The organism is Microbulbifer variabilis, from assembly GCF_023716485.1.
GTDB lineage: Bacteria > Pseudomonadota > Gammaproteobacteria > Pseudomonadales > Cellvibrionaceae > Microbulbifer > Microbulbifer variabilis_B.
The window spans coordinates 2,909,990-2,929,396 of the sequence record NZ_CP092418.1 but is presented as its reverse complement, the minus strand read 5'-3'; the positions used below and the strand labels follow the sequence as shown (position 1 = coordinate 2,929,396).

Below are 19,407 nucleotides of genomic sequence, written 5' to 3'. Positions count from 1 at the left end.
TAGGCGCTACCCTGATGCTAGTCCACTGGGAAGCAACGGCGCTTAAGGTATTCATTTCTGATCAAGACTAGCCAGTAGGCGTATAAAATCCTGTAGCTCTCTGTCGCTCGAATAATCGATAGAAAATTTATTGTGAAAAAAGACGGTGAGCTTCACTTTTGCTGAGTTGATAAATACGGTGTAGCCATCAAAGTCGGTGCTCACTGTCAGCCCCTTGTAGTGCCAGCCGTCTGTTTCCTTGTGTCCCTCCCGGGTGACACGATCAAATACCCGCAAGGCCTGTTTGACATCAATTTTGCTCTCCTCTTCCATGCAGGCTTCCCCGTGCCACTAAACTTGTTGTTTCTGTTCTCCCTTACTGTATGGAAGATTAGACAGCATGGATAGTAGCGGCTATCAGCAGCCGGTGGTGGATACCCGTTTATTTGATGCCCTGGCTTACCTGGGGCTCTGTCCTTTTGTTGTCGGTCTATTGTTGCAGCTAACTGAAGTCTCCCTCCTGGGTATTGATGCCAGCCTATTCTTTACCGCTTATAGCGCAGTGATTCTCAGCTTTTTGTGTGGTATCTGGTGGGGGGGCGCGCTGAACCGGCCCGGCCATCCTCACCGGTTGGCGTTGATCGTGCTCAGTAATGTGGTTGCGCTTGCCGGGTGGGTGGGATTAATGCTTTATCAAAGTGCTTGGGGGTTGCCCATTCTCGCAATAGGTTTTGCCTTTGTGGCCTGGATGGAGGCCCGCTTAAATCCCAATCTGCCTGGTCGGGAGCAGTATTTTCGTACTCGCAGTATCGTGACCTATCTGGTGATTGCTTGCCATATCGGCATGATACTGCTGCGTTAACACTTGGAGTAACCGTTTCTCCGTCGTTCTGAAAGCTAGACTTTCACCAGAAAGCGACACGAGAGTGCCAGGTATGAAGTCGATTGCCCCTCCAGCATTGGATCAATTATTTTTTGAAGCTAGAACACACAGTTACTGGCAAGATAAACCGGTGCCGCAAGAGTTGCTGAAAAAGTTGCACAATCTTGTCAGGATGGCGCCCACCAGCGCTAACTGTTGCCCGATGCGGGTTGTTTTTATTGTGAGCAAGGAGGGAAAAGCCCGGCTTAAACCGGCTTTGAATGCGGGCAATATTGAGAAAACCATGTCGGCACCGGTGACAGCAATCATCGCATTTGATATGCGCTTTTACGAATATCTTCCCAAGTTGTTTCCCCACACACCGGCGCGTGAGTGGTTTGCCGATAATCCAGAGTTGGCAGAAACCACGGCATTTCGCAATGGCTCAATACAGGGTGGCTACTTTATTCTGGCGGCTAGGGCTCTGGGCCTGGACTGCGGTCCTATGTCTGGGTTTGATAATACCCTAGTAGATCATGAATTTTTCAGTGATCAGTCCTCAACCCTAGCCTTTGTACAGGAACACTGTCCAGGCCATATTAAATCCAACTTTCTCTGTAATCTGGGATACGGTGTGGATGCCAAGTTACATCCGCGCAACCCGCGCTTTGAATTCGATGAGGTATGCCAAGTTGTTTGAGGGCACTGTGTGAATGCCACCAAGATTTTAAGAGGAAGGTTAAAAGTGAGTTGGATGAATGGCTCATAGGCAATTGCAAAATCTATTTCGCCCGAATAATTACTTTTTACCCAGAGATGAAGAGGTTTTGTATGAGTTGTTTGGCAGGGATATCAGCCGGCCGGTAGTTGAGCGTTTTCTCGCGTTTCAGGATACTGAATATTTACGCTGTGTCTCATCTAAAAATAAAGGAATTTACCGGGCTGACCAAATGCTTCTGGATTGCTATGCCAGAAAAATTAATGAAGAAGCGGTTTTGGGTAAAAAACTGCTGTTCAGCAAGGAGGAGCTAGAGCCAATTATTTCGGCGTATCGAAATGAAACGCGATACATGAATCTGGGGGAAGAGAGGGTGTCTTTACCCCATGACGTGATTTCTACCGAAGAATTTATTCTGCACTTACAGGCCACCATTGTTAAAGCCTTGGAAAAAAAGAAAGAGGCCGATGACTTTGTCGTGGTAATTCCTACCACCAGTTATAAAGGGGAGCTTATTCCCAAGGCAATCTGCAGCAAGGCAAAACTGGATGATGAAACTTTCAAGAAGCAGTGTCAGTTGGGTTTGGTGAGAAACCAACACCTGCAATATGTGCTCAGTAAATCTTATCTTTGGACCCTAGCCCATGCCTGGCCCTTTATCACAGGTAGTGAGGTGGGCAGGGGGCGCTTTCGCGGGGTTGTATTCCGGCAGTTTGATCTTGGGTGGGACCTGATCTGCCCTGATCTCGATAGTGATACCAATGTTTTTGTCATTACCGATGCAAGTTGTTCCGGTGGCGAGGCTGAGCAAATTCGCAGTCGCTTGCTGAGGTGTGATAGGAGCGAGAAATCTGCGGTTATTATTCCACTATGTAAAAAGAAAGCCTTAGAGCGGTTGAGTAAAACCCCTGACGGTTTTGCCGATATTATCGCAGGGGTTGTGCTGGAGGACTTTAAGCGGCAGTGGAAAGATATGGGGCAGAGAGCGAGCTATAAAATACTGCGGGGAGGGAGTTAAGGCTGAAAACGTGTATTTGGCCATCATCAAATTTTCGTGATGCTGTTTAAAAGGAGGGCTTGGAAACCATCAGGTAAACGATAGCAATCGTTAAGGGAAAGGCCAGAGCACCTAGCAGGCACCAGGTGCGCATGATCCAGCGGATTTGACTGTGGCTATTTTCTTGGTTTGCATGTGCGCGCAATTGATATTGAAGGTAGACAACCGGTAGCCACAATAGGAAAACCGCTAGGGTTAGCCCGGCAGCCAATTGCAGCCAGGTTTGTTCTATCCATGCCGGGTTAATCACCAGCATCCCCAAGGCACTTCCCAGTAAACCGAGTACTGCGCTGCCGGTAAATATCCAGTCTGCTCGCACCGTTTCCTTGCTCACCCACTGAATCACCTGGGAATCACCGGACAGCCAGCCGCGCAAAGTATACCAGGCAATCCCGGTACCGGTTCCGAGTACGATAATGGCGCAGAGAATATGTAGTGTCTTGAGTGCGAGGTAGTAATTCATAAAGCGGCAGACCAAAATAAACCGGCAATAAGGTAGAGTTTTAGCGCAGAACTTTCAATCCTATAGGTTTGATTTGGCTATGAGTTTCAAACCAGAAAAAATTATCAGCGGTGGGCAGACCGGTGCGGATACTGGTGGCTTGATTGCCGGGCAACGATTGGGTATTGCCACCGGTGGTACTGCCCCGCAGGGGTATTGGACCGAAGCTGGAGAGCGCGCCGATTTCCTCAAAAGCTTCGGGCTGATTGAGCTGGCATCTGGGAATTTAGCAGAGCGCACTCGGGAGAATATCCGTAATTCTGATGCAACTTTGATTTTTACCGACAATCCCGGCAGTGATGGTACCTCTTATACCATTAAGTTTTGCCGGGAGCTGGGGAAACCCTTTTTAGTGATTGATCCCTGGGATGACTGTTGCAAACAAATTCGCGATTTTATCGGTAAAAATAAACCTTATATTTTAAATGTGGCCGGCAATAGGGAATCAAATTCTCAGGGAATTACCTGGCGCACGGCCGAGACCATACAGCGGGTATTTAGTGGTTAATTGGTTGCGACTGTTGGTTCGAGACTTGTGGTTGTGGCGCGCGCAGGCGTAGCTCTAGGTCTGTATGCTGGCCCACGGAAAACCAGAAAAAAACGCACAGCGCAGTGACTGTTGCGCCGAGGGTAAAGTATTGCACCCACTTTGGCTCCGGCCCCCCTGGTAGCCAGTGTTTCTCTTCGACGCTGCGGCGGCGATTCAATATCAGCGCATAGAAAATAACGGTGGCAATAACAAATATCAGCGACCAGCGTGTCTGCTGGCCATCGGAGCCCACCAGTGCCACCAGGCAATAGATTGCGGCAATTAGCAGTATTACAGTAAACAGTGTGTATTGTTGCTGCGGTATTTTGCCGTAAGCGAGTACCCGCAATGCAATTGCCGAGTAGATATAGGGCAGTAATGTCATGATGACCGCCACTGAGGCGATCTTGCCAAATTGCTGGCTGGCGCTGGGAGAAATGGTGGCGAGTACCAATAGGGACATCAGAATGGCCACCAATGTCAGGCCGACAGAGGGCACCCCTTTAGGGTTGGTTTTGGCAAAGGCTTTAGAGAAGAGACCGTCATCAGCTGCGGCTTTGGCAGATTGCCCTACCAAAAGAATCCAGCCGCCGAGAGAGCCGATACAACCTACTGCTGCACAGACTGCAACAATATTCGCGGCGGTATTACCTAACGCCAAACGTGCGGCGTCGGCAAAAGGTGCCGAAGAGGCGATGAGTTCCTTGTTGGGCAGCATGCCCATAATGACTGAAGAGCTCAGGACATAGGCTACCGATGCCAACAATACCCCGCCAACAGTGGCGATCGGCACATTGCGGCTGGGGTTTCTCACCACTGCGGCGGATACAGATGCGGTTTCCACGCCGATAAATGCCCACAGGGTAAAGGTGAGCGTGGCCATAATTGCACTGGCATTACTCTTGCCGGAGACATTCCAGCTGGCGTTGAATGTCTGGCTATCAAACCAGAACCAACCAAAGAGTGCTGTACCGAGAATGGGAATAAATACCAAACTGGTGGTGAGCGATTGGATACGACCAACCATGCGCGGCCCGAGGATATTCGCGTAGGTGAGTAGCCAGATCATGGCCACCTGGGCCAGGGCAAAGGTCATAGGGTCCTGGAGCGGGGGGAAGAAATGGGTGATATAGCCCAGCCCGGCGGTGATCAGTGCGACATTACCGATGACATTGGCCAGCCAATACACGAGGTTGGTTTGGTAGCCGATATAGTCGCCAAACGCCCTGCGTGCGTAGGCATAAGGGCCTCCGGCGGCCGGGTCCAGGGCGGCAAGGCGGGCAAAAACCAGTGCTAGTGATACGGCGCCCACGATGGTGATCAACCAGCCAATCAGAGAGATGCTGCCTATAACTGCCAAATTGGCCGGTAGCATAAATACGCCGGAACCCATCATATTGCCGGCCACCATCAGCGTGGCTGGCACCAGGCCGATTTTATTACTCTCCGCCGTCTGGGGGGTTATGGCGCGGTCCCCCGGTTCAGGGTGTAGACATGGTAGTGCCCCTTGTGTACTTCGACTCCGTGGTTGTCATGGCCGAAGCCGGGAAACTCCCGGTCGAAGGACTCCAGCACGCGTAAGTATTCCAGGGCAGGACTGCCCTCGCTGCCAAAATTTTCTCCCGGCATCAATAGCGGAATACCCGGTGGGTAGGGAATAACCCCGGTTGCTGCGCTGCGCCCTGCCAACTGGCTCAAGGGAAGCAATTCCACTTCGCCGCGCACCAGGGCTTCATAGGCCTGAACGGGGCTGCAGTCGGCCTGTGGCAGAGCAGAAAAACCAGCGGACATTTTTGCTGTGCTGCGCAACTCCTTCATACGGTTAAACATTTTTTGCGCCAGGTCGCGTAGGCCCATATCGGCATAACCAGAGTGTTTGGCCAGCAGATTGGGCAGACACTGGCTGAGAGGCTGATTGGCATCGTAGTCCCGTTTGAAGGCGAGTAGTGCGTTGATCAGCGTGCCCCATTTGCCCTTGGTTATGCCGATGGAAAACAGGAACAGGATGGTAAAATCAGTGGTCTTCTCGACAATAATGCCGAGGTTATCCAGGTACTTGCTGATAATGCCGGCAGGAATACCCCATTCCGCCAGCTGACTGTTGCGCTGCATGCCCGGGGTGGTGATGGAGACCTTAATGGGGTCGAGCATGCAATAGCCTTTCTCTAGCTCGCCGAATCCGTGCCAGGAGTCTCCGGGATTCAACAACCAGCAGCTGGCTTCGCTGCACAGTAGCTCTGTAGGTGCGCTGTGAAAGGCGTATTTCTGGCCGCTTGAAGGTTCTGTTACCTGATCCGGCTGCCAGCCATCAAAAAACCACTCCCCCTTTTCCCCATACTCTCGTTTCAGTCGTGCCAACACTTGGCGAAAAGCCACCGCCTCAGCGATAGATTCGCCCGTGAGCGCAGTGCCGCCAGGGCCGTCCATCATCGCCGCACTGACATCATTCGAGGCCATGATGGAGTAGAGGGGTGAAGTGGAGGCGTGCAACATAAACGCCTCGTTAAAGCGACCGTGTTCGATGGGGCTGCGCCCATCGCGGATATGAATCATGGAGGCCTGCGATAGGGCCGCCAGCAGTTTGTGTGTGGACTGGGTGGCAAATTTTGTCGGGCCGGTGTGAGGCTCATCGTCCTCGCTGTCGTACATCGCGAAGCGATCCCGATAGATCGGGTTGAAGCGCGCATAGGCGTACCAGGCCTCATCAAAATGCAGTCGGTCTACGGACTCACCCAGTAATTCCTCCACCCGGCGCACGTTATAGCAGAGGCCGTCATAGGTGGAGTTGGTAATCACCGCATGTACCGCCCGCGGGCTATCGGCGCTGCCCGCCAGGGGATTGTTAACAATGGCCTCTGAAATGGCTGCTTTCGTCAACTGATCTGGGGGAATCGGGCCAATCAAACCGTAGTGATTGCGCAACGGTATCAAGTAAGTAGGAACAGCGCCGGACATGGTGATGGCATGTTCTACAGACTTGTGACAATTGCGGTCGCACAGGGCCAGCTGGCCGCGGGTTACAGAGGCCATCACAATCACGCGATTGGAGGTGGAGGAGCCGTTAGTGACATAGTAAGTGCGATCTGCGCCGAATACCTTGGCTGCGTAGCGTTCCCCTGCGGCGATGGGGCCTGTGTGATCGAGCAGGGAGCCCAGCTCTGTCACAGAGATGGACAAATCTGAACGCAGCATATTTTCGCCGAAAAAGTCATAGAAGGCGCGCCCTGCAGGGGACTTTAAAAATGCGGTGCCACCAGTGTGGCCGGGCGTGTGCCAGGAGTATTCATGCACATGGGAAAAATGGGTTAGGGCGGCAAACATGGGCGGCAGCACTGCCTGGCTGTAGCGCCTTATTGCACCCTGGATACGCCCGCCGATAAAAGTGGGGGTGTCCTCCAGAATCCAAATGAAGTCATTGGCCAGCTCCAGGGCGCGGCGTGGCATATTGCTGACGGTTTCGCGGTCGGCGAGCAGAAATACCGGCAGATGCAGATTACGTGCTCGTAACTGCTCCAGCACATTCAGCGCTGGGGGGTGACCGCTGCCGGGCAGTTCCCAGTTCAGTAGCAGACATTGTATTGCCGGGTTGGCGCGCAACATGGCACTGGCATCGTCACTGGAAACTGTGGTGATCAGGTCGATGCGACGCTGCGCCAGCTCCTCCTGCAGGCGTGTGGCGGCGCGGCCAGGAGCGCTGTTGCTGGCGATCTCCCCACTGGCGAGCAGGGCCAACATATTGGTGGGCACTTGTTTTCCGAGCTGGTGCATGAACCTCCCGCCTGGGTTGCGTCTCGGGTCGAGTTGGCCGGCTCCTCGTCAGCGCAGAAAGTTGTCTTTCAGCAGGTCGACCACTTCATCTGCGCGTCCGTTGAGTATGGCCTTGAGGCCAAATAGCGCGGTGGAAGACACTTGCTGCGCTGTCACCTCTGGGGGCATCACCAGTTCCAGCCGGTTTACAGTGACGTCCAGTAAGGCAGGTCCTTTGACTGCCAGCCAGCGTTTCATCGCGTCCTCGAGATCACCCGCTTTCTCGACCTTTTCTCCAGGAATACCAATCACTTCCGCCATGCGGCTGAAGTCGGGGTTCTGCAGGTCGGTGTAGCTATCCAGCAGTCCTTCGATACGCTGTTCCATTTCCACAAAGCCGAGGGAATGATTGTTAAAGACCAATAGTTTGAGAGGGATTTTTTCCTGCACCAGGGTCAATAGATCGCCCATTAGCATGGTCATTCCGCCATCGCCACACATCGCAATTACCTGGCGGTTGGGGTCTGCCTTAGCCATACCCAGACCCTGGGGGTAGGCATTGGCCATGGTGCCGTGGGAGAGGCTGGTGAGGAAGGAGCGCTTGCCATTGGCGCGCAGGTGGCGCAGCAGCCAAACCATGGGAGAGCCGCCATCGGCGGTAAATGCAGCTTCGTCGCTGGCGAGTTTGTCCAGGGCTTGGGCAACGTACTGTGGGTGAATCAGTTTGGGGTCTGGCTCGTGGCCGCGCTCTTCCAACTGCTCCAGGTCTTTTTGATAGCGACTGAGCAGGTCCTGAAGAAATGCATTGTCACTGCGGTCTTTTAATCTCGGTAATAGGGCTTCAATGGTCGCGCCGACATCGCCGACCAGGCCCATATGAATGGGCGTGCGTCGCCCGAGGTGGGAAGCCGCTATATCCACCTGAATAATGGTGGCTTTTTCCGGGTAAAACTGGGTGTAGGCGAAATCGTTACCCAGGCACAACAGCAGGTCACAGGTTTGAACTGCGCGATAACCGGCAGGGTTGCCGAGGATACCATTCATGCCCACGTTGCAAGGATTGTCATATTCCAGATATTCCTTGGAGCGGGTGGTATGCACTATGGGTGCTGCCAGCTGCTGTCCCAGCTTAACTACTGCATCGTGCGCGAAGCGGCAGCCGATACCGCCATAGATAACAATTTTCCCTGCTTGGTTGAGCTTTTCTGCCAGCGCATCCAGCTCCTCATCAGTGGGGCGCGCTAACCACTGGGGGCGGTGAACAGCCCAGGGAATTGAGTCTTTGATCTTGGTCTTGAAGATATCGCCACTGACCTCAACCACCGCAACGCCTCTGTGGTTGAGAGCTGCCTGAGCAGCTTGGCTCACAATGCGGCGAGCCTGCTCAGGGTCGGAAAGGGTTTCACAGAATACTGCGCACTGCTCGTAGAGTTTGATCTGATCGACATCCTGCGGGAATCCCAATCCCTGCTCGGCTCGGTCAATGCGGGTGGCGATCAGCAATACCGGTGCGCCATTGCGGTGGCTCTCAAAGATGCCGTTGAGAAAATGCAGGCTGCCGGGGCCAGCGGTACCGGCACAGACACTGAGCTCCCCGCTCAAGTAAGACTCACCGCCCGCAGCCAGGGCACCCACCTCTTCGTGACGAACGTGGACCCACTCCAGCTTGGACTGGCGCACGGCGGAGGTGAAATGATTGATGGTATCGCCGACGATGCCATAGCAGCGCTTTGCTCCGGCTTTTACCAGGGCATCGACAATAATTTCCGAAACGGTCTCCATGGAAATCTCCAGAGTAAGGGGCAGGGCTTACAAGCGCCGCAGTGCGGAGTGATCATCGTGGTGAGCCAGGTTGACTGCGGGCCGGAATGAATCAGCCCTGGCGGCCTGCCACCAATGCCGGTAAGGCGTCTCCTCAGGGGCGTCTATCAAGGCTTTCTCATTGAGAAAGTGCCAGATGCGATCAATAGGATATGACTCGGTACCATTGATGCGGTGATAGAGATGGTAGGGTTGTAGGTCGCGCGGTTCGGTTAAACCGGCGGCGGCGACAATCTCCCCCAGGGCTTCCAGGGTCTTGGCCTGGAAAGCCGCCGCGCGCTTGCTCTGCACATCCACCACCAGGCCCCGCTGGCGCTTGGGGTCCTGGGTCGTGACACCGGTAGGACAGGTGTCGGTGTGGCAGCGTCGCGACTGAATACAGCCGATGGAAAACATAAAAGGCCGCGCGGCATTGCACCAATCGGCGCCTATTGCCAGACAGGCTGCGAGTTCAGAAGCAGAGTAGATTTTACCGCTCGCCGCCAGGCGCACTTTATCGCGCAAGCCGGTAGCGACTAAGGCATTGCGGACTACGATCAGCCCCGACAGCAGTGGCATACCCACATGGTTGGATAATTCCAATGGCGCGGCACCCGTCCCGCCTTCGGCGCCATCAACCACGATAAAGTCGAGATATTTCTCTGTTTCCAGCATGGCTTTCATAATGGCCAGTACTTCAAAGACCTGCCCCACGCACAGTTTGACGCCCACCGGTTTGCCACCGGACAGGTTGCGCATCTGATCGGCAAATTCGAGCATTTCAATAGGGGTGGAAAACATCGAGTGGGCGCGTGGAGATACGCAGTCGACGCCCGGCTGGACTTTGCGGGTTGAGGCAATTTCCTGGGTAACTTTTGCTCCGGGTAATACACCGCCATGGCCAGGTTTAGCGCCCTGGCTCAGCTTAATTTCCGTCATTTTTACCTGATCATTGCAGGCTTCGCGAAAAAGGTCGGGATCGAAGCTGCCGTCATCCTTACGGGCACCGAAATAGCCGCTTCCCAGCTCCCACACAAGGTCCCCACCGTGTTTGCGGTGATAGGGGCTGATGCCACCTTCTCCGGTGTCGTGGTAGAAGCCACCGATAGCTGCGCCCTGATTCAGTGCCTCAATCGCAGCGGCGGATAAGGCGCCAAAGCTCATGGCGGAAATATTTAATAGCGTTGCCGAATAGGGTTTTGCACAGCGGCCAGAACCCACTTCGATGCGGGACTTTATATCAGCCTCTTTGGCCGGGTTAATGGAGTGCGTGAGCCACATGTATTCATCACTGCGTACATCCAGCTCCGTACCAAAGGGGTGCATATCCGAGAAACCGTCGGCGCGGGCGTAGACCAGTCGGCGCGCCTCATAGCTAAATGGTCTGCCCTCCTCATCACCCTCCACTATGTAAGCGCGGAAGTAGGGGCGCAGATTCATAAATAACCAGCGTATGCGCCCGGCAACGGGGAAGTTACGTGTCAAACTCCAGTTGGGCTGGAGCATGTCATAAATGCCCAGTAGCACCAAGAACAGGCTGAGTAGCAATGCGATCACCCACCAGGCATCGACAGCAATGGTGAGTATTAAAAATATCGGTGTCAGAACCAGGGCGGTCACTGGAATGATGGCGCGCTTGATTCCATTCCGACTGGCATAGGCGCGCCAGGCTGTGGAGATGATCATAGTGTGTGGGTTCAATCTCATTACTGGGAGTTCCGATAATGAACCTAGATCATCACAGGGGGCTTTGCCGCTATCGGTCCACGATCTGCCGCAAAACTGACCACCCCCAGTATGAATCTTGCCAATCTACTGTTTGTAGGCGCGTAAATACTGGCTTTAGGCATTGAGTGTATGCAGCTGTTTATTTCCATGCGGGGAGGCCTGCAATACTTAATAAGGGAACGGGCCTCTGAATAGTTCAGTAATTTCAATTGAGGCTTGAAGGTCGCGTGGTATGGGGGTGGGTCTTTGCGAATGGATGAGTCCTTTGCCTGAGCATTCCAGTAGTCGCCTAACAAGATTCTGGCAGAAATAAGATTGATTGAGCGTTCACGGGAGATAAGCATGTCGGGATGGAAGCATGCTGCGGATGTACCCTTATCGATTACCGAGAGGAGTATCTACAACTTACATTACCGAAAAGCCTTGGCAGATATGATCGCCCGTGCAATCAGTATCAAGGGCGCGCTCCAGATCGACCTGTTCAGAGAGGCGGTTCAACGAACTGTCAATACTTACCCTATTGTTCGTTGTCGCTATACCCGCGAGCCTGTTCGACGGATTTTTGCAGATGTCGAATTGGATATATTGGATGTTCGGGGCATGAGTGACTCTCATGTAAAGAGCTTCTTAACCCAATACAGTAATGCGCCAATAGCACTGGATACTGATCAGCTGTTGAGCTTAAGCCTTATCCGTACCGGAGAGGATGAATACATCTTCTTAACGAAGTGTCATCACATTATTACCGATGGGATTAGTTTGTCACTGCTTTGGGGGTTGATACTGAGCACTTATCTGGACCTTGAGAGCGGGGCTGGTTTCCGTCCACAGCCCGAAATCATTGATTACGCCGATTACGTGGGTTTTGAAAATAACTACATCCGTAGCCAGCGGGGACAAAAAGCTCTACAACATTGGCAAAATAAGCTGGCCCGACAAAGAGGCGCGATTGAAGTGGCCTCATCAGGGAAAGGAGTCTCTCTGTATTGTGAAGACTTGGTTTGCACCCTGTATAAGAAAGAGTTCTCCCATATTAAAGAGCGGGCAAGGGCTGCCGGGGTCAGTCACTTTGTCTATCTGTGCGCAGGATTTCAGCAGGCTTTATTCGAACTCCTACAAAAAGATTTTTGGATGAATACGAGCTTGTCACTGCGGATAAAAAGAGAACATCGGAAGGTTTTGGGGCCAATGTTTCGCCAGGTAAATCTGGCAGTGGTAGCTGAGGAAACCTGGTTGAAAAAACTACGTAGGATGTGCAAAGAAATACACTATGCCGTGCGAACAGTTTACGTGGCTGACTCGATTGGTCCCCATGGCATTATTGGCAATAACCTGCCTGCTCCCTGTACCTATTTGATAAACTTTCTGCAAACAGAGGTACAGCAGGAGGGACTGCAAGCGATTTATAACGATGCTTCCTCGAACTGGGTCAATTTAAATGAGAGAGTAAAAATGCGCTCAATGAGTTTGCCCACCCGAATTACACCCTATGGAATCTATCTTTCTCTGGCGGCCTACGGTGGGCACCTTCATAGTAACTTTGTCTATAACGCCAACTGTTTCAGCCGCGACACCGTGCAAAAACTCAGCGATCGGTGGCGTTTTATCTTGGAGAATGGCTGTTAGGCCGAGTTTGCTTGAATTACTGCGCCAAAAATATCAGCAAACTCTCATTGGGCACGGGGGTAAATCATTCACTTTGCACAAGCGTTGGCCTGGTTACCGCCCTAGCCAGCAAGTGCTGGCATTCGCTCGCGGGAGTGGGTTTCTATAGCTGTAACGATAGAGTGATCATTCAGTTCAAGCAGAATCTCATCCAGACTCAGTAACTGCCAGCAGGCTCTTGCTCCTGCCTCTTCCATTTCTCCGCGTAGAAACTTACGCGCTAGTGCTGCCGCTGGGGCTGCAGGAATCCAGGGGCCATCGCCATTTAGGCCTAATACCTGCCAGCTGCGCGAAGCGCTTTCTCCATGGGCATTTTCCCCTGTAGCGCGCACGATCATGCCGCCGTGTGGCGTGCCTCCCGGCCAGCGGTCACTGATCTTATGGCCAAGTTGGGCTAGGCGCGCTGTGGTTGCCGGTAGTTGTAGGCGCGCCAATTGAGCGCAGGCGGACAGGCCGATTTGCAGGGTCAGAGGCTCAAGGCCAGTGGCGAAGCGAGCACTGTGCATCTTGGGAAAATACTTCGGGCAGAGCTCTAGGTCGGGCACATCAAAGTCGCACAGCCAGCGTTTGCCCACTGGGTGGGCCAGGTTGATGGGGCGTAGATTTTTTCCTGCGTGGGATTCGCGCCAGTAGCCGCTCTGCAGCTGTGGAAAGCTGTGGCCAAGGGATTCAAAGCCAGCGCGTACCGTCGCCAAGCCACGATCTATTCGGTGTGCAGGTGCTATGGCAATGTCTACGGAGTGAATCACTGGCAGTTCAAGCTGGATCTCGGCGATTGCGGCGGAGCTCAGCCCGGGTAGGCTACTGGCGCCCGATACCATACTAATACCTGCGGCCTCTGCGGCGGGGGACAGTCGGTGAAAATCGCATACGAAGCGACGACCATCGGAAATATCAATGTAAGGTGTGCGTGACTCAATGCAGGCTTTTGCAACCCGATAATCACTCTCTTTTTGGAAGGGGCCTGCGCAGTGAATCAAAAGATCTAGGTGGAGGGCTTTGAGTTGCGCAGCCAAGTTGACGGCATCTCTCTCCAGGCGTAAACCTTCGGCGAGCCCGCCGAGTCCCTCGGCACACTGGTCTGCCAGAGCCTTGTTGCGGCCGGTAATAATCAGCTGAATATTGGGCTCGGAGTTCAGCATTTGCGCAATGCGCGCGCCAAAGTTGCCGTAGCCGCCGAGTATTAATACGCGTTTGTTCAGGTTATTAATCACCTGGATCGCACTCCTCTCCCCTGAGGTTAGTTAGAGTGGATCATGCAATGGGGTAGTGACGTAAATCAAGAGAATCTTAGTGACTATTGATTAAATGACTGGCTGGCGGTTTGCCTTTGCTTGGTGAGTACCGACGAATAAATAGTAATCTTAGGGGGGCAACTATGACGTAAAAAGGGTCAACGGATTACCCCCGACAGGGTTCGTTATTCACGCCTTATCGACTGTTAAAGAAAACCAGGCGCTATCCCTTAGCCTTATCTAGTTTGTGTCTTACAGGGGCTAATCGATGACACTATTCACTTACTTGACGGTAACCTGATCGGCGGTCTTGTATATTATTTATTCATATCTTTTGGTGTTTGGCGCGGACTTTTCTCTGGGGAGGTTAATATGCGGCAAAACGGTAATGCCCATATTCTGGTGTTGGGGGGAGATGGCTTTTGCGGTTGGCCTACGGCCTTGTTTTTATCGCGGGAGGGATACACTGTCACTATCGTGGATAACTTCTCAAGGCGTCGTATCGATGAGGAGTTGGGGGTGGAATCCCTGACACCGATTGAGAGTATTGGGCAGCGCCTGCAGTGTTGGTGGGAGACGACCGGGCTAAATATCCGGCTGCACAGGCTGGATTTGGCTTGTGACTACGAGCCGCTAATGGAGTTGATTGCCGAGACCCAGCCCGCTGCTATTGTGCACTTTGCTGAGCAACGCGCAGCGCCATATTCCATGAAATCCTCGCGTCATAAACGCTACACCGTTTCCAACAATATCAATGCCACTAATAATCTTCTCGCCGCAGTGGTGGACGCCGGCGTCGATTGCCATATCGTTCATCTCGGTACTATGGGAGTTTATGGTTATGGCTCTGCGGGCATGAAGATTCCAGAAGGTTATCTGGATGTGGAAATACCGATGGCTGACGGCCAGAGGGTGTCCCAGCAGATACTCTATCCCACTAACCCTGGCAGTATTTACCATCTGACGAAATCCCAGGATCAGCTGCTCTTTGCCTACTACAACAAAAATGATGGTGTGCGAATTACAGATTTACACCAGGGGATAGTGTGGGGAACACAAACAGTGGAAACCTCCCTGGATGAGCGCCTAATCAACCGCTTCGACTATGACGGTGATTATGGCACTGTACTGAACCGCTTTCTGATGCAAGCCGCTACCGGCCATGAATTGACTGTACACGGTACCGGCGGGCAAACCCGTGCATTTATTCATATCTCCGATACCGTGCGCTGTATCCAGCTGGCGATTAACTCTCCTCCTGTCGCAGGAGAGCGGGTGCGTATCATGAACCAAATGACCGAAACCCATCGGGTGCGTGATCTCGCCAAAATGATTGCCGATGTGAGCGGAGCCAAGGTGGCATTTGTCGACAATCCGCGCAATGAGGCTGCGGAAAATGATTTATTTGTGGAGAATGCCAGCCTCTGTAACCTGGGGTTAAAACCGACATTTTTGGCCCAGGGATTACTGGAGGAAATCTCTGAAGTAGCAGGTAAATATGCCTATCGCTGCAATGCAGACCTGATCCCGTGTCGCTCTTACTGGCGCACCCACAAAGTCCAGGAAAGTACTCCAGATGTTGAGACACCACACCTGCACAAGGTACTTGAGGGGGCCCAGAATTTGATTCGGCCCACTAACTCTTAGCCGACGACTGGAACTCCTATGCCAGGCTGGGATTGCTCTGCGAATGTGCCTCTGTCGATTACGGAGCAGAGTATTTACAACCTGAATCACCGCAAGGTACTGGCGGACCTGATTACCCGCGCCATGCGTATTAAGGGGGACGTAGATGTCGAACTGTTTGAGCGGGCTGTGCCCACGGTTGTAAACGCTTATCCTATTTTCCGCTGCCGCTACCGGGATGAGCCGGCTATTCGAAGTTTTGATGATATCGAACTGGACTACATGGATATTCGCCATATGAGTGAGGCGCATATCACCAGCTTCCTGCGCCAGTTCAGTAGCTCCCCCATGGATTTAAATTCGGACCAGCTGCTAGGCCTCAGCCTTTTTCGCACCGGTGAGGATGAATATATTTTCTTGACCAAGTGCCACCACATTATTACCGATGGCATTAGTCTGTCTCTGTTGTGGGCCGAATCCCTAGCTGCCTACCTGGCAATGGGAGCAGGGAAATCCTATAAACCCCGCGGGGAGTCTACCGATTTTGCCGACTATATCAATTTTGAAGAGACATATCTTGGGACGGAGCGTGGGCAAAAAGCCAGTTACTATTGGCGCAATAAGCTAGAGCTGCAGAGAGAAGCCGTTTGGCAGGCTTCGCACCAAGAGATTGTCTCAATTAATTGTGATGAGGTGATTCTCAATATTGACGGAGCCGATTTTACGCAGATTCAAGCCAATGTCAGTGATGCAGAAATCAGCTTGTTTGTCTTCTTATGCGCCGCCTACGAGCAAACTTTATGTGAATTTCTTCATCATGATTTTTGGCTAAATACCAGCTTGTCTCTGCGCTTAAAGCGAGAGCACCGCTATATTCTTGGTCCCATGTTTCGCTATGGCAATTTGTCAGTTTGCAGAAATGAATCCTGGTCAGAAAAACTCGTGCGCCTGTCACGAGAGATCCGGCATGCGATGCGCACGGCCTACGCTGCTGATTCAATTGGCCCTCACGGCAGTATCGGTCACAACCTTAACGCCTCAAGCTGCTTTCTAATTACTTTTCTTCAGGCGGAGGAGCATCATGAAGGGTTTACCGCTGTGTATACCGGCGAAACTTCAGAGTGGGTAGAAATTAGTGAGAATTTGAAAATACATACGACCCCGCTGCCAACGCGTCTCACCCCTTACGGAATTTACCTCTCACTGGCAGTTTATGGCGGCCAGTTACGGGCGAGCTTTATCTATAATGTGAACTGTTTCAGCTTTAAGCAGGTGGAGAGCATTGCAGATCGCTGGTGCCTTCGCTCAATTTATGGAGCGGATGAGAAAATGCCTCCCCTGTGAGTCTCCCACGGGCATTTCTGAGTGTCAGGCAGTGCGTATACCTAACTAGTGTTAAACAGATTGCAGTAGCCACCATGTCTCGTTGTGCCTTTATTACCCTCGTAAACAGCCAGGATTATGTGATTGGTGCGGTTGCGCTAAAACGTTCGCTGGAAAGGGTGAGGGCTGCATACCCTTTGATAGCAATGGTGGTTGCCGATTCTGTGGATACGGAACCGCTGGAATTATCTGGATGCCTGGTGCGGGAGGTCAGCCCACCAGATTTTTCTGAGGCATTTATTCAGCGCCACGAGCGCGCAGGACTTCACATGCGCGCGCCTTTTGATAAGGGGGAAAAACCGCGGTTCCATATTCCACTGAATAATTTTTGCAAGCTGTCCCTCTGGCAGCTGGAGGAATATGACAAGCTAATTTTTCTCGATGCAGATATGTTGGTACTGCGCAATATCGACCACCTGATGGGATACCCTGAATTTTGTGCCGCGCCCAATCTCTATGAAAACTTGGACGGCTTTGGTCGAATGAATTCTGGCCTGTTTACTGCCATACCTTGTGTAGAAACCTACCGAGCAATGATGACCTTGTTAGACAAGCCGGGCGCTTTTTGGCGGCGCACGGACCAGACTTTTCTGCAGGCATTTTTCCCTCGCTGGCACGGTATGCCTTATATCTACAATGCCTTGCAATATCTGTATCTGAATCTACCGCAATTATGGTTGTGGAGTAGCATCCATGTGATTCACTATCAATACGAAAAACCCTGGCAAAAGGACCATACGAAAATGGAGCAGCTCAGACCCTTGATCGAATTGTGGTGGGCAGTCAATCAGGGTCGTGATATCGGTGCGAGAATCGAGCAGTTGACCCATGAGCAGAGTCAATCAGTGAGTAGTGCCCAGTGAATATCGGCATCACTGGCGCCAGTGGCTATGTGGGGCAGTTTATTGCCCGTTACTTTCTCGATCATGGTTATAAAGTGCGAGCACTATCCCGCACAGGTCATAAATCTGGGTTATTTCCTTTTGCTACAGGTAGCAACTTTGAGTGGGTTGCTGGCGATATGGCGGATCGTGCAGTTCTAACTAGGTTTGTGAGTGGTTTGAATGCGATAGTGCACTGTGCCTATGATCACTTGCCTGGGCGTTATCGTGGTGGGGAAGGGGAGAATCTTTCCGGTTATCTCCAATCTAACCTGAACAGTACGCTGCTACTGATGCAAGTGGCTCATACTGCCTCCGTGGATAAATTTGTTTTTATTTCCAGCAGGGCTGTGTACGCGACGGGGTGTTTGCGAGGCAACTTGTACGAGCATCAGGCGGCCTTGCCCGATACATTTTATGGGGCTTACAAATCGGCGGTGGAAGCGATGGTTTCCGCTTGGGCCCAGCAGCGTCAATGGCACGCGGTCTCCCTGCGTCTCACCGGAGTCTATGGTGTGGTGAATCCCCTCGAGCGTAGTAAGTGGTATGACATTGCTCGCGCAGTGGTGAGCGGTGAGCCCTTCACTCAAACCAGAGTTGCCACAGAAGTACATGGGGAAGATGTCGCCAGGGCAGTGGAGTTGGTCCTATCGGAGGCGGATGCTAAGGGGAGGGCGGTGAATTGCAGTGATCGCCTGGTGAGTTACCGAGAGGTGGCGGAGATTTTGCAGTCCATGTTGGGTAAGCGTAGCCCTCTGCCCCCAGAAGCTCAGGGAGAGCGGCCAGCAATAATGGATTGCGCCTATTTACAGGCCAAAGGGTTCCGCTTTGGTGGGGCGAAGCGTCTGCGCCACAGCCTGCGCCTCTTGGCGGAGGCTGTGAAGCTCGAACAAAAGCTCTGTCACTAACTATTGGGAGGCTGGATATGGGTAGCCCTGCTTCAGCCGATTGGCCAGTGCATCAGTTCCAATGTTTCCCCGCTCGCTTTTAGGCTCCAGGCATTGCGATCCCAGTCTCCCAGTACAATGCGCTCTGCTGCAGCGTCATCAAGTGAGAAGGGGTGGCGACCGGGCCTGTGGGTGTGGCCGTGGATCAGGGTATTTACGTTGTATTCACGCATCACTCTTTCCACTTCCTCAGGGGTAACATCCATGATGTCTTCCGCTTTGCGACTATTCATGGCTTTGGAGGCGGCGCGAATCTGTGCGGCGATAGCGCGGCGTTCTTCCAAAGGCTTGGCCAGCAACCCCTGTTGCCAATTGGGGTCCCGCGCCTGGCGCCGAAAAGTCATATATTCCTCGTCGCGAGTGCAGAGACTGTCGCCATGCATTAAGAGAACCTGCCGGCCAGCCAGGGTGAGGGTAGTTGGGTCTTGCAGTAGCACCGCACCTGTGCGCTGGGCAAAATCGGTACCGAGCAGGAAATCGCGGTTGCCATGCATTAGGTACAGTTCCACCCCGGTGCCACTGTAGTGGCTTAACTCCCGTACCACCTCTTCAATCAGGGGGGCATCGTCGTCATCGCCAATCCAGGCCTCGAAGAAGTCGCCGAGAATATACAGTGCTTCGGCACCGGCGGCGGGGCCGCGCAGAAAATCAAAAAAAGCCTGGGTAATCTCCGGTCGGTTCTCATCGAGGTGCAGATCGGAAATAAAATAAATAGACAATGTCCCCGCCTTAGAGCCTAAATGGGCTC

At 52.7% G+C, this 19,407-nt stretch carries 17 protein-coding genes; 9 read left to right on the top strand and 8 right to left on the bottom strand.

Features of this window, described 5'->3' with window-relative positions; translation table 11 throughout:
• Positions 1 to 51 precede the first annotated feature (51 nt).
• Positions 52 to 312: a DUF3081 family protein gene (locus tag MJO52_RS13175; protein WP_252082117.1), complete on the bottom strand. Its 261-nt coding sequence runs from the start codon at positions 310 to 312 to the stop codon at positions 52 to 54.
• Positions 313 to 379: 67 nt separating this feature from the next.
• Between MJO52_RS13175 and MJO52_RS13170 the strand changes: the two genes are divergently transcribed.
• The 3 genes from MJO52_RS13170 (at position 380) to MJO52_RS13160 (ending at position 2,577) form a co-directional block, all read left to right on the top strand.
• The gene (locus MJO52_RS13170) at positions 380 to 841 is read left to right on the top strand and encodes a DUF3429 domain-containing protein (RefSeq protein ID WP_252082116.1); all 462 of its coding nucleotides are present in this window, start codon (positions 380 to 382) and stop codon (positions 839 to 841) included.
• A gap of 73 nt (positions 842 to 914) precedes the next feature.
• Positions 915 to 1,541 (top strand): malonic semialdehyde reductase, encoded by a 627-nt coding sequence (locus MJO52_RS13165; protein WP_252082115.1) that lies wholly within the window; start codon positions 915 to 917, stop codon positions 1,539 to 1,541.
• 58 nt (positions 1,542 to 1,599) lie between these two features.
• Complete coding sequence (locus tag MJO52_RS13160; RefSeq protein ID WP_252082114.1) at positions 1,600 to 2,577, top strand: hypothetical protein; 978 nt, start codon at positions 1,600 to 1,602, stop codon at positions 2,575 to 2,577.
• A 46-nt stretch (positions 2,578 to 2,623) separates the two neighbouring features.
• On the opposite strand, the gene MJO52_RS13155 is transcribed toward MJO52_RS13160, so the two are convergent.
• Positions 2,624 to 3,079 (bottom strand): DUF2269 domain-containing protein, encoded by a 456-nt coding sequence (locus MJO52_RS13155; protein WP_252082113.1) that lies wholly within the window; start codon positions 3,077 to 3,079, stop codon positions 2,624 to 2,626.
• Positions 3,080 to 3,158: 79 nt separating this feature from the next.
• Here MJO52_RS13155 and MJO52_RS13150 point away from each other — a divergent pair, with 79 nt between their 5' ends.
• Positions 3,159 to 3,626 (top strand): putative molybdenum carrier protein, encoded by a 468-nt coding sequence (locus tag MJO52_RS13150; protein ID WP_252082112.1) that lies wholly within the window; start codon positions 3,159 to 3,161, stop codon positions 3,624 to 3,626.
• Here MJO52_RS13150 and adiC read toward each other — a convergent pair.
• From adiC to MJO52_RS13130, 4 genes are read right to left on the bottom strand one after another with little or no spacing between them, the layout of a single operon-like run.
• Positions 3,616 to 5,112, bottom strand: a complete 1,497-nt coding sequence (gene adiC / locus MJO52_RS13145) for an arginine/agmatine antiporter (protein WP_286037022.1) — start codon at positions 5,110 to 5,112, stop codon at positions 3,616 to 3,618. The two genes, MJO52_RS13150 and adiC, sit on opposite strands and share 11 nt — an antisense overlap.
• Positions 5,109 to 7,415: an Orn/Lys/Arg decarboxylase N-terminal domain-containing protein gene (locus MJO52_RS13140; protein ID WP_252082110.1), complete on the bottom strand. Its 2,307-nt coding sequence runs from the start codon at positions 7,413 to 7,415 to the stop codon at positions 5,109 to 5,111. Before MJO52_RS13140 ends, adiC begins: the two co-directional genes overlap by 4 nt.
• A 48-nt stretch (positions 7,416 to 7,463) precedes the next feature.
• Positions 7,464 to 9,176, bottom strand: a complete 1,713-nt coding sequence (locus MJO52_RS13135) for a thiamine pyrophosphate-dependent enzyme (protein WP_252082109.1) — start codon at positions 9,174 to 9,176, stop codon at positions 7,464 to 7,466.
• A 27-nt stretch (positions 9,177 to 9,203) separates the two neighbouring features.
• The gene (locus tag MJO52_RS13130) at positions 9,204 to 10,901 is read right to left on the bottom strand and encodes an FMN-binding glutamate synthase family protein (protein ID WP_252082108.1); all 1,698 of its coding nucleotides are present in this window, start codon (positions 10,899 to 10,901) and stop codon (positions 9,204 to 9,206) included.
• Positions 10,902 to 11,264: 363 nt separating this feature from the next.
• Between MJO52_RS13130 and MJO52_RS13125 the strand changes: the two genes are divergently transcribed.
• The gene (locus MJO52_RS13125; protein ID WP_252082107.1) at positions 11,265 to 12,548 is read left to right on the top strand and encodes a condensation domain-containing protein; all 1,284 of its coding nucleotides are present in this window, start codon (positions 11,265 to 11,267) and stop codon (positions 12,546 to 12,548) included.
• Between the two features lie 101 nt (positions 12,549 to 12,649).
• On the opposite strand, the gene MJO52_RS13120 is transcribed toward MJO52_RS13125, so the two are convergent.
• Positions 12,650 to 13,801, bottom strand: a complete 1,152-nt coding sequence (locus MJO52_RS13120; protein ID WP_252082106.1) for a saccharopine dehydrogenase NADP-binding domain-containing protein — start codon at positions 13,799 to 13,801, stop codon at positions 12,650 to 12,652.
• A 393-nt stretch (positions 13,802 to 14,194) separates the two neighbouring features.
• Here MJO52_RS13120 and MJO52_RS13115 point away from each other — a divergent pair, with 393 nt between their 5' ends.
• The 4 genes from MJO52_RS13115 (at position 14,195) to MJO52_RS13100 (ending at position 18,620) form a co-directional block, all read left to right on the top strand.
• Positions 14,195 to 15,469, top strand: a complete 1,275-nt coding sequence (locus MJO52_RS13115) for an NAD-dependent epimerase/dehydratase family protein (RefSeq protein ID WP_252082105.1) — start codon at positions 14,195 to 14,197, stop codon at positions 15,467 to 15,469.
• Positions 15,470 to 15,487: 18 nt separating this feature from the next.
• On the top strand, positions 15,488 to 16,792 hold the full coding sequence (locus MJO52_RS13110) for a condensation domain-containing protein (protein WP_252082104.1): 1,305 nt from the start codon (positions 15,488 to 15,490) through the stop codon (positions 16,790 to 16,792).
• Positions 16,793 to 16,866: 74 nt separating this feature from the next.
• Positions 16,867 to 17,694 carry a glycosyltransferase gene (locus MJO52_RS13105; RefSeq protein WP_252082103.1) on the top strand — a complete coding sequence of 276 codons (828 nt, stop codon included), beginning with the start codon at positions 16,867 to 16,869 and terminating at the stop codon, positions 17,692 to 17,694.
• Positions 17,691 to 18,620: an NAD-dependent epimerase/dehydratase family protein gene (locus MJO52_RS13100; RefSeq protein WP_252082102.1), complete on the top strand. Its 930-nt coding sequence runs from the start codon at positions 17,691 to 17,693 to the stop codon at positions 18,618 to 18,620. Before MJO52_RS13105 ends, MJO52_RS13100 begins: the two co-directional genes overlap by 4 nt.
• Before the next feature lie 32 nt (positions 18,621 to 18,652).
• Here the strand turns inward: MJO52_RS13100 and MJO52_RS13095 are convergent, their stop codons facing one another.
• A complete protein-coding gene (locus tag MJO52_RS13095) occupies positions 18,653 to 19,378 on the bottom strand; it encodes a UDP-2,3-diacylglucosamine diphosphatase (protein WP_252082101.1) in 726 nt (241 codons plus the stop codon).
• Positions 19,379 to 19,407: the final 29 nt, after the last annotated feature.

Coding starts and splice junctions, on each gene's coding strand:
- MJO52_RS13175 (WP_252082117.1), bottom strand. CDS start 312: ATGGAAGAGGAGAGCAAAATTGATGTCAAACAGGCCTTGCGGGTATTT.
- MJO52_RS13170 (WP_252082116.1), top strand. CDS start 380: ATGGATAGTAGCGGCTATCAGCAGCCGGTGGTGGATACCCGTTTATTT.
- MJO52_RS13165 (WP_252082115.1), top strand. CDS start 915: ATGAAGTCGATTGCCCCTCCAGCATTGGATCAATTATTTTTTGAAGCT.
- MJO52_RS13160 (WP_252082114.1), top strand. CDS start 1,600: ATGGCTCATAGGCAATTGCAAAATCTATTTCGCCCGAATAATTACTTT.
- MJO52_RS13155 (WP_252082113.1), bottom strand. CDS start 3,079: ATGAATTACTACCTCGCACTCAAGACACTACATATTCTCTGCGCCATT.
- MJO52_RS13150 (WP_252082112.1), top strand. CDS start 3,159: ATGAGTTTCAAACCAGAAAAAATTATCAGCGGTGGGCAGACCGGTGCG.
- MJO52_RS13140 (WP_252082110.1), bottom strand. CDS start 7,415: ATGCACCAGCTCGGAAAACAAGTGCCCACCAATATGTTGGCCCTGCTC.
- MJO52_RS13135 (WP_252082109.1), bottom strand. CDS start 9,176: ATGGAGACCGTTTCGGAAATTATTGTCGATGCCCTGGTAAAAGCCGGA.
- MJO52_RS13130 (WP_252082108.1), bottom strand. CDS start 10,901: ATGAGATTGAACCCACACACTATGATCATCTCCACAGCCTGGCGCGCC.
- MJO52_RS13125 (WP_252082107.1), top strand. CDS start 11,265: ATGTCGGGATGGAAGCATGCTGCGGATGTACCCTTATCGATTACCGAG.
- MJO52_RS13115 (WP_252082105.1), top strand. CDS start 14,195: ATGCGGCAAAACGGTAATGCCCATATTCTGGTGTTGGGGGGAGATGGC.
- MJO52_RS13110 (WP_252082104.1), top strand. CDS start 15,488: ATGCCAGGCTGGGATTGCTCTGCGAATGTGCCTCTGTCGATTACGGAG.
- MJO52_RS13105 (WP_252082103.1), top strand. CDS start 16,867: ATGTCTCGTTGTGCCTTTATTACCCTCGTAAACAGCCAGGATTATGTG.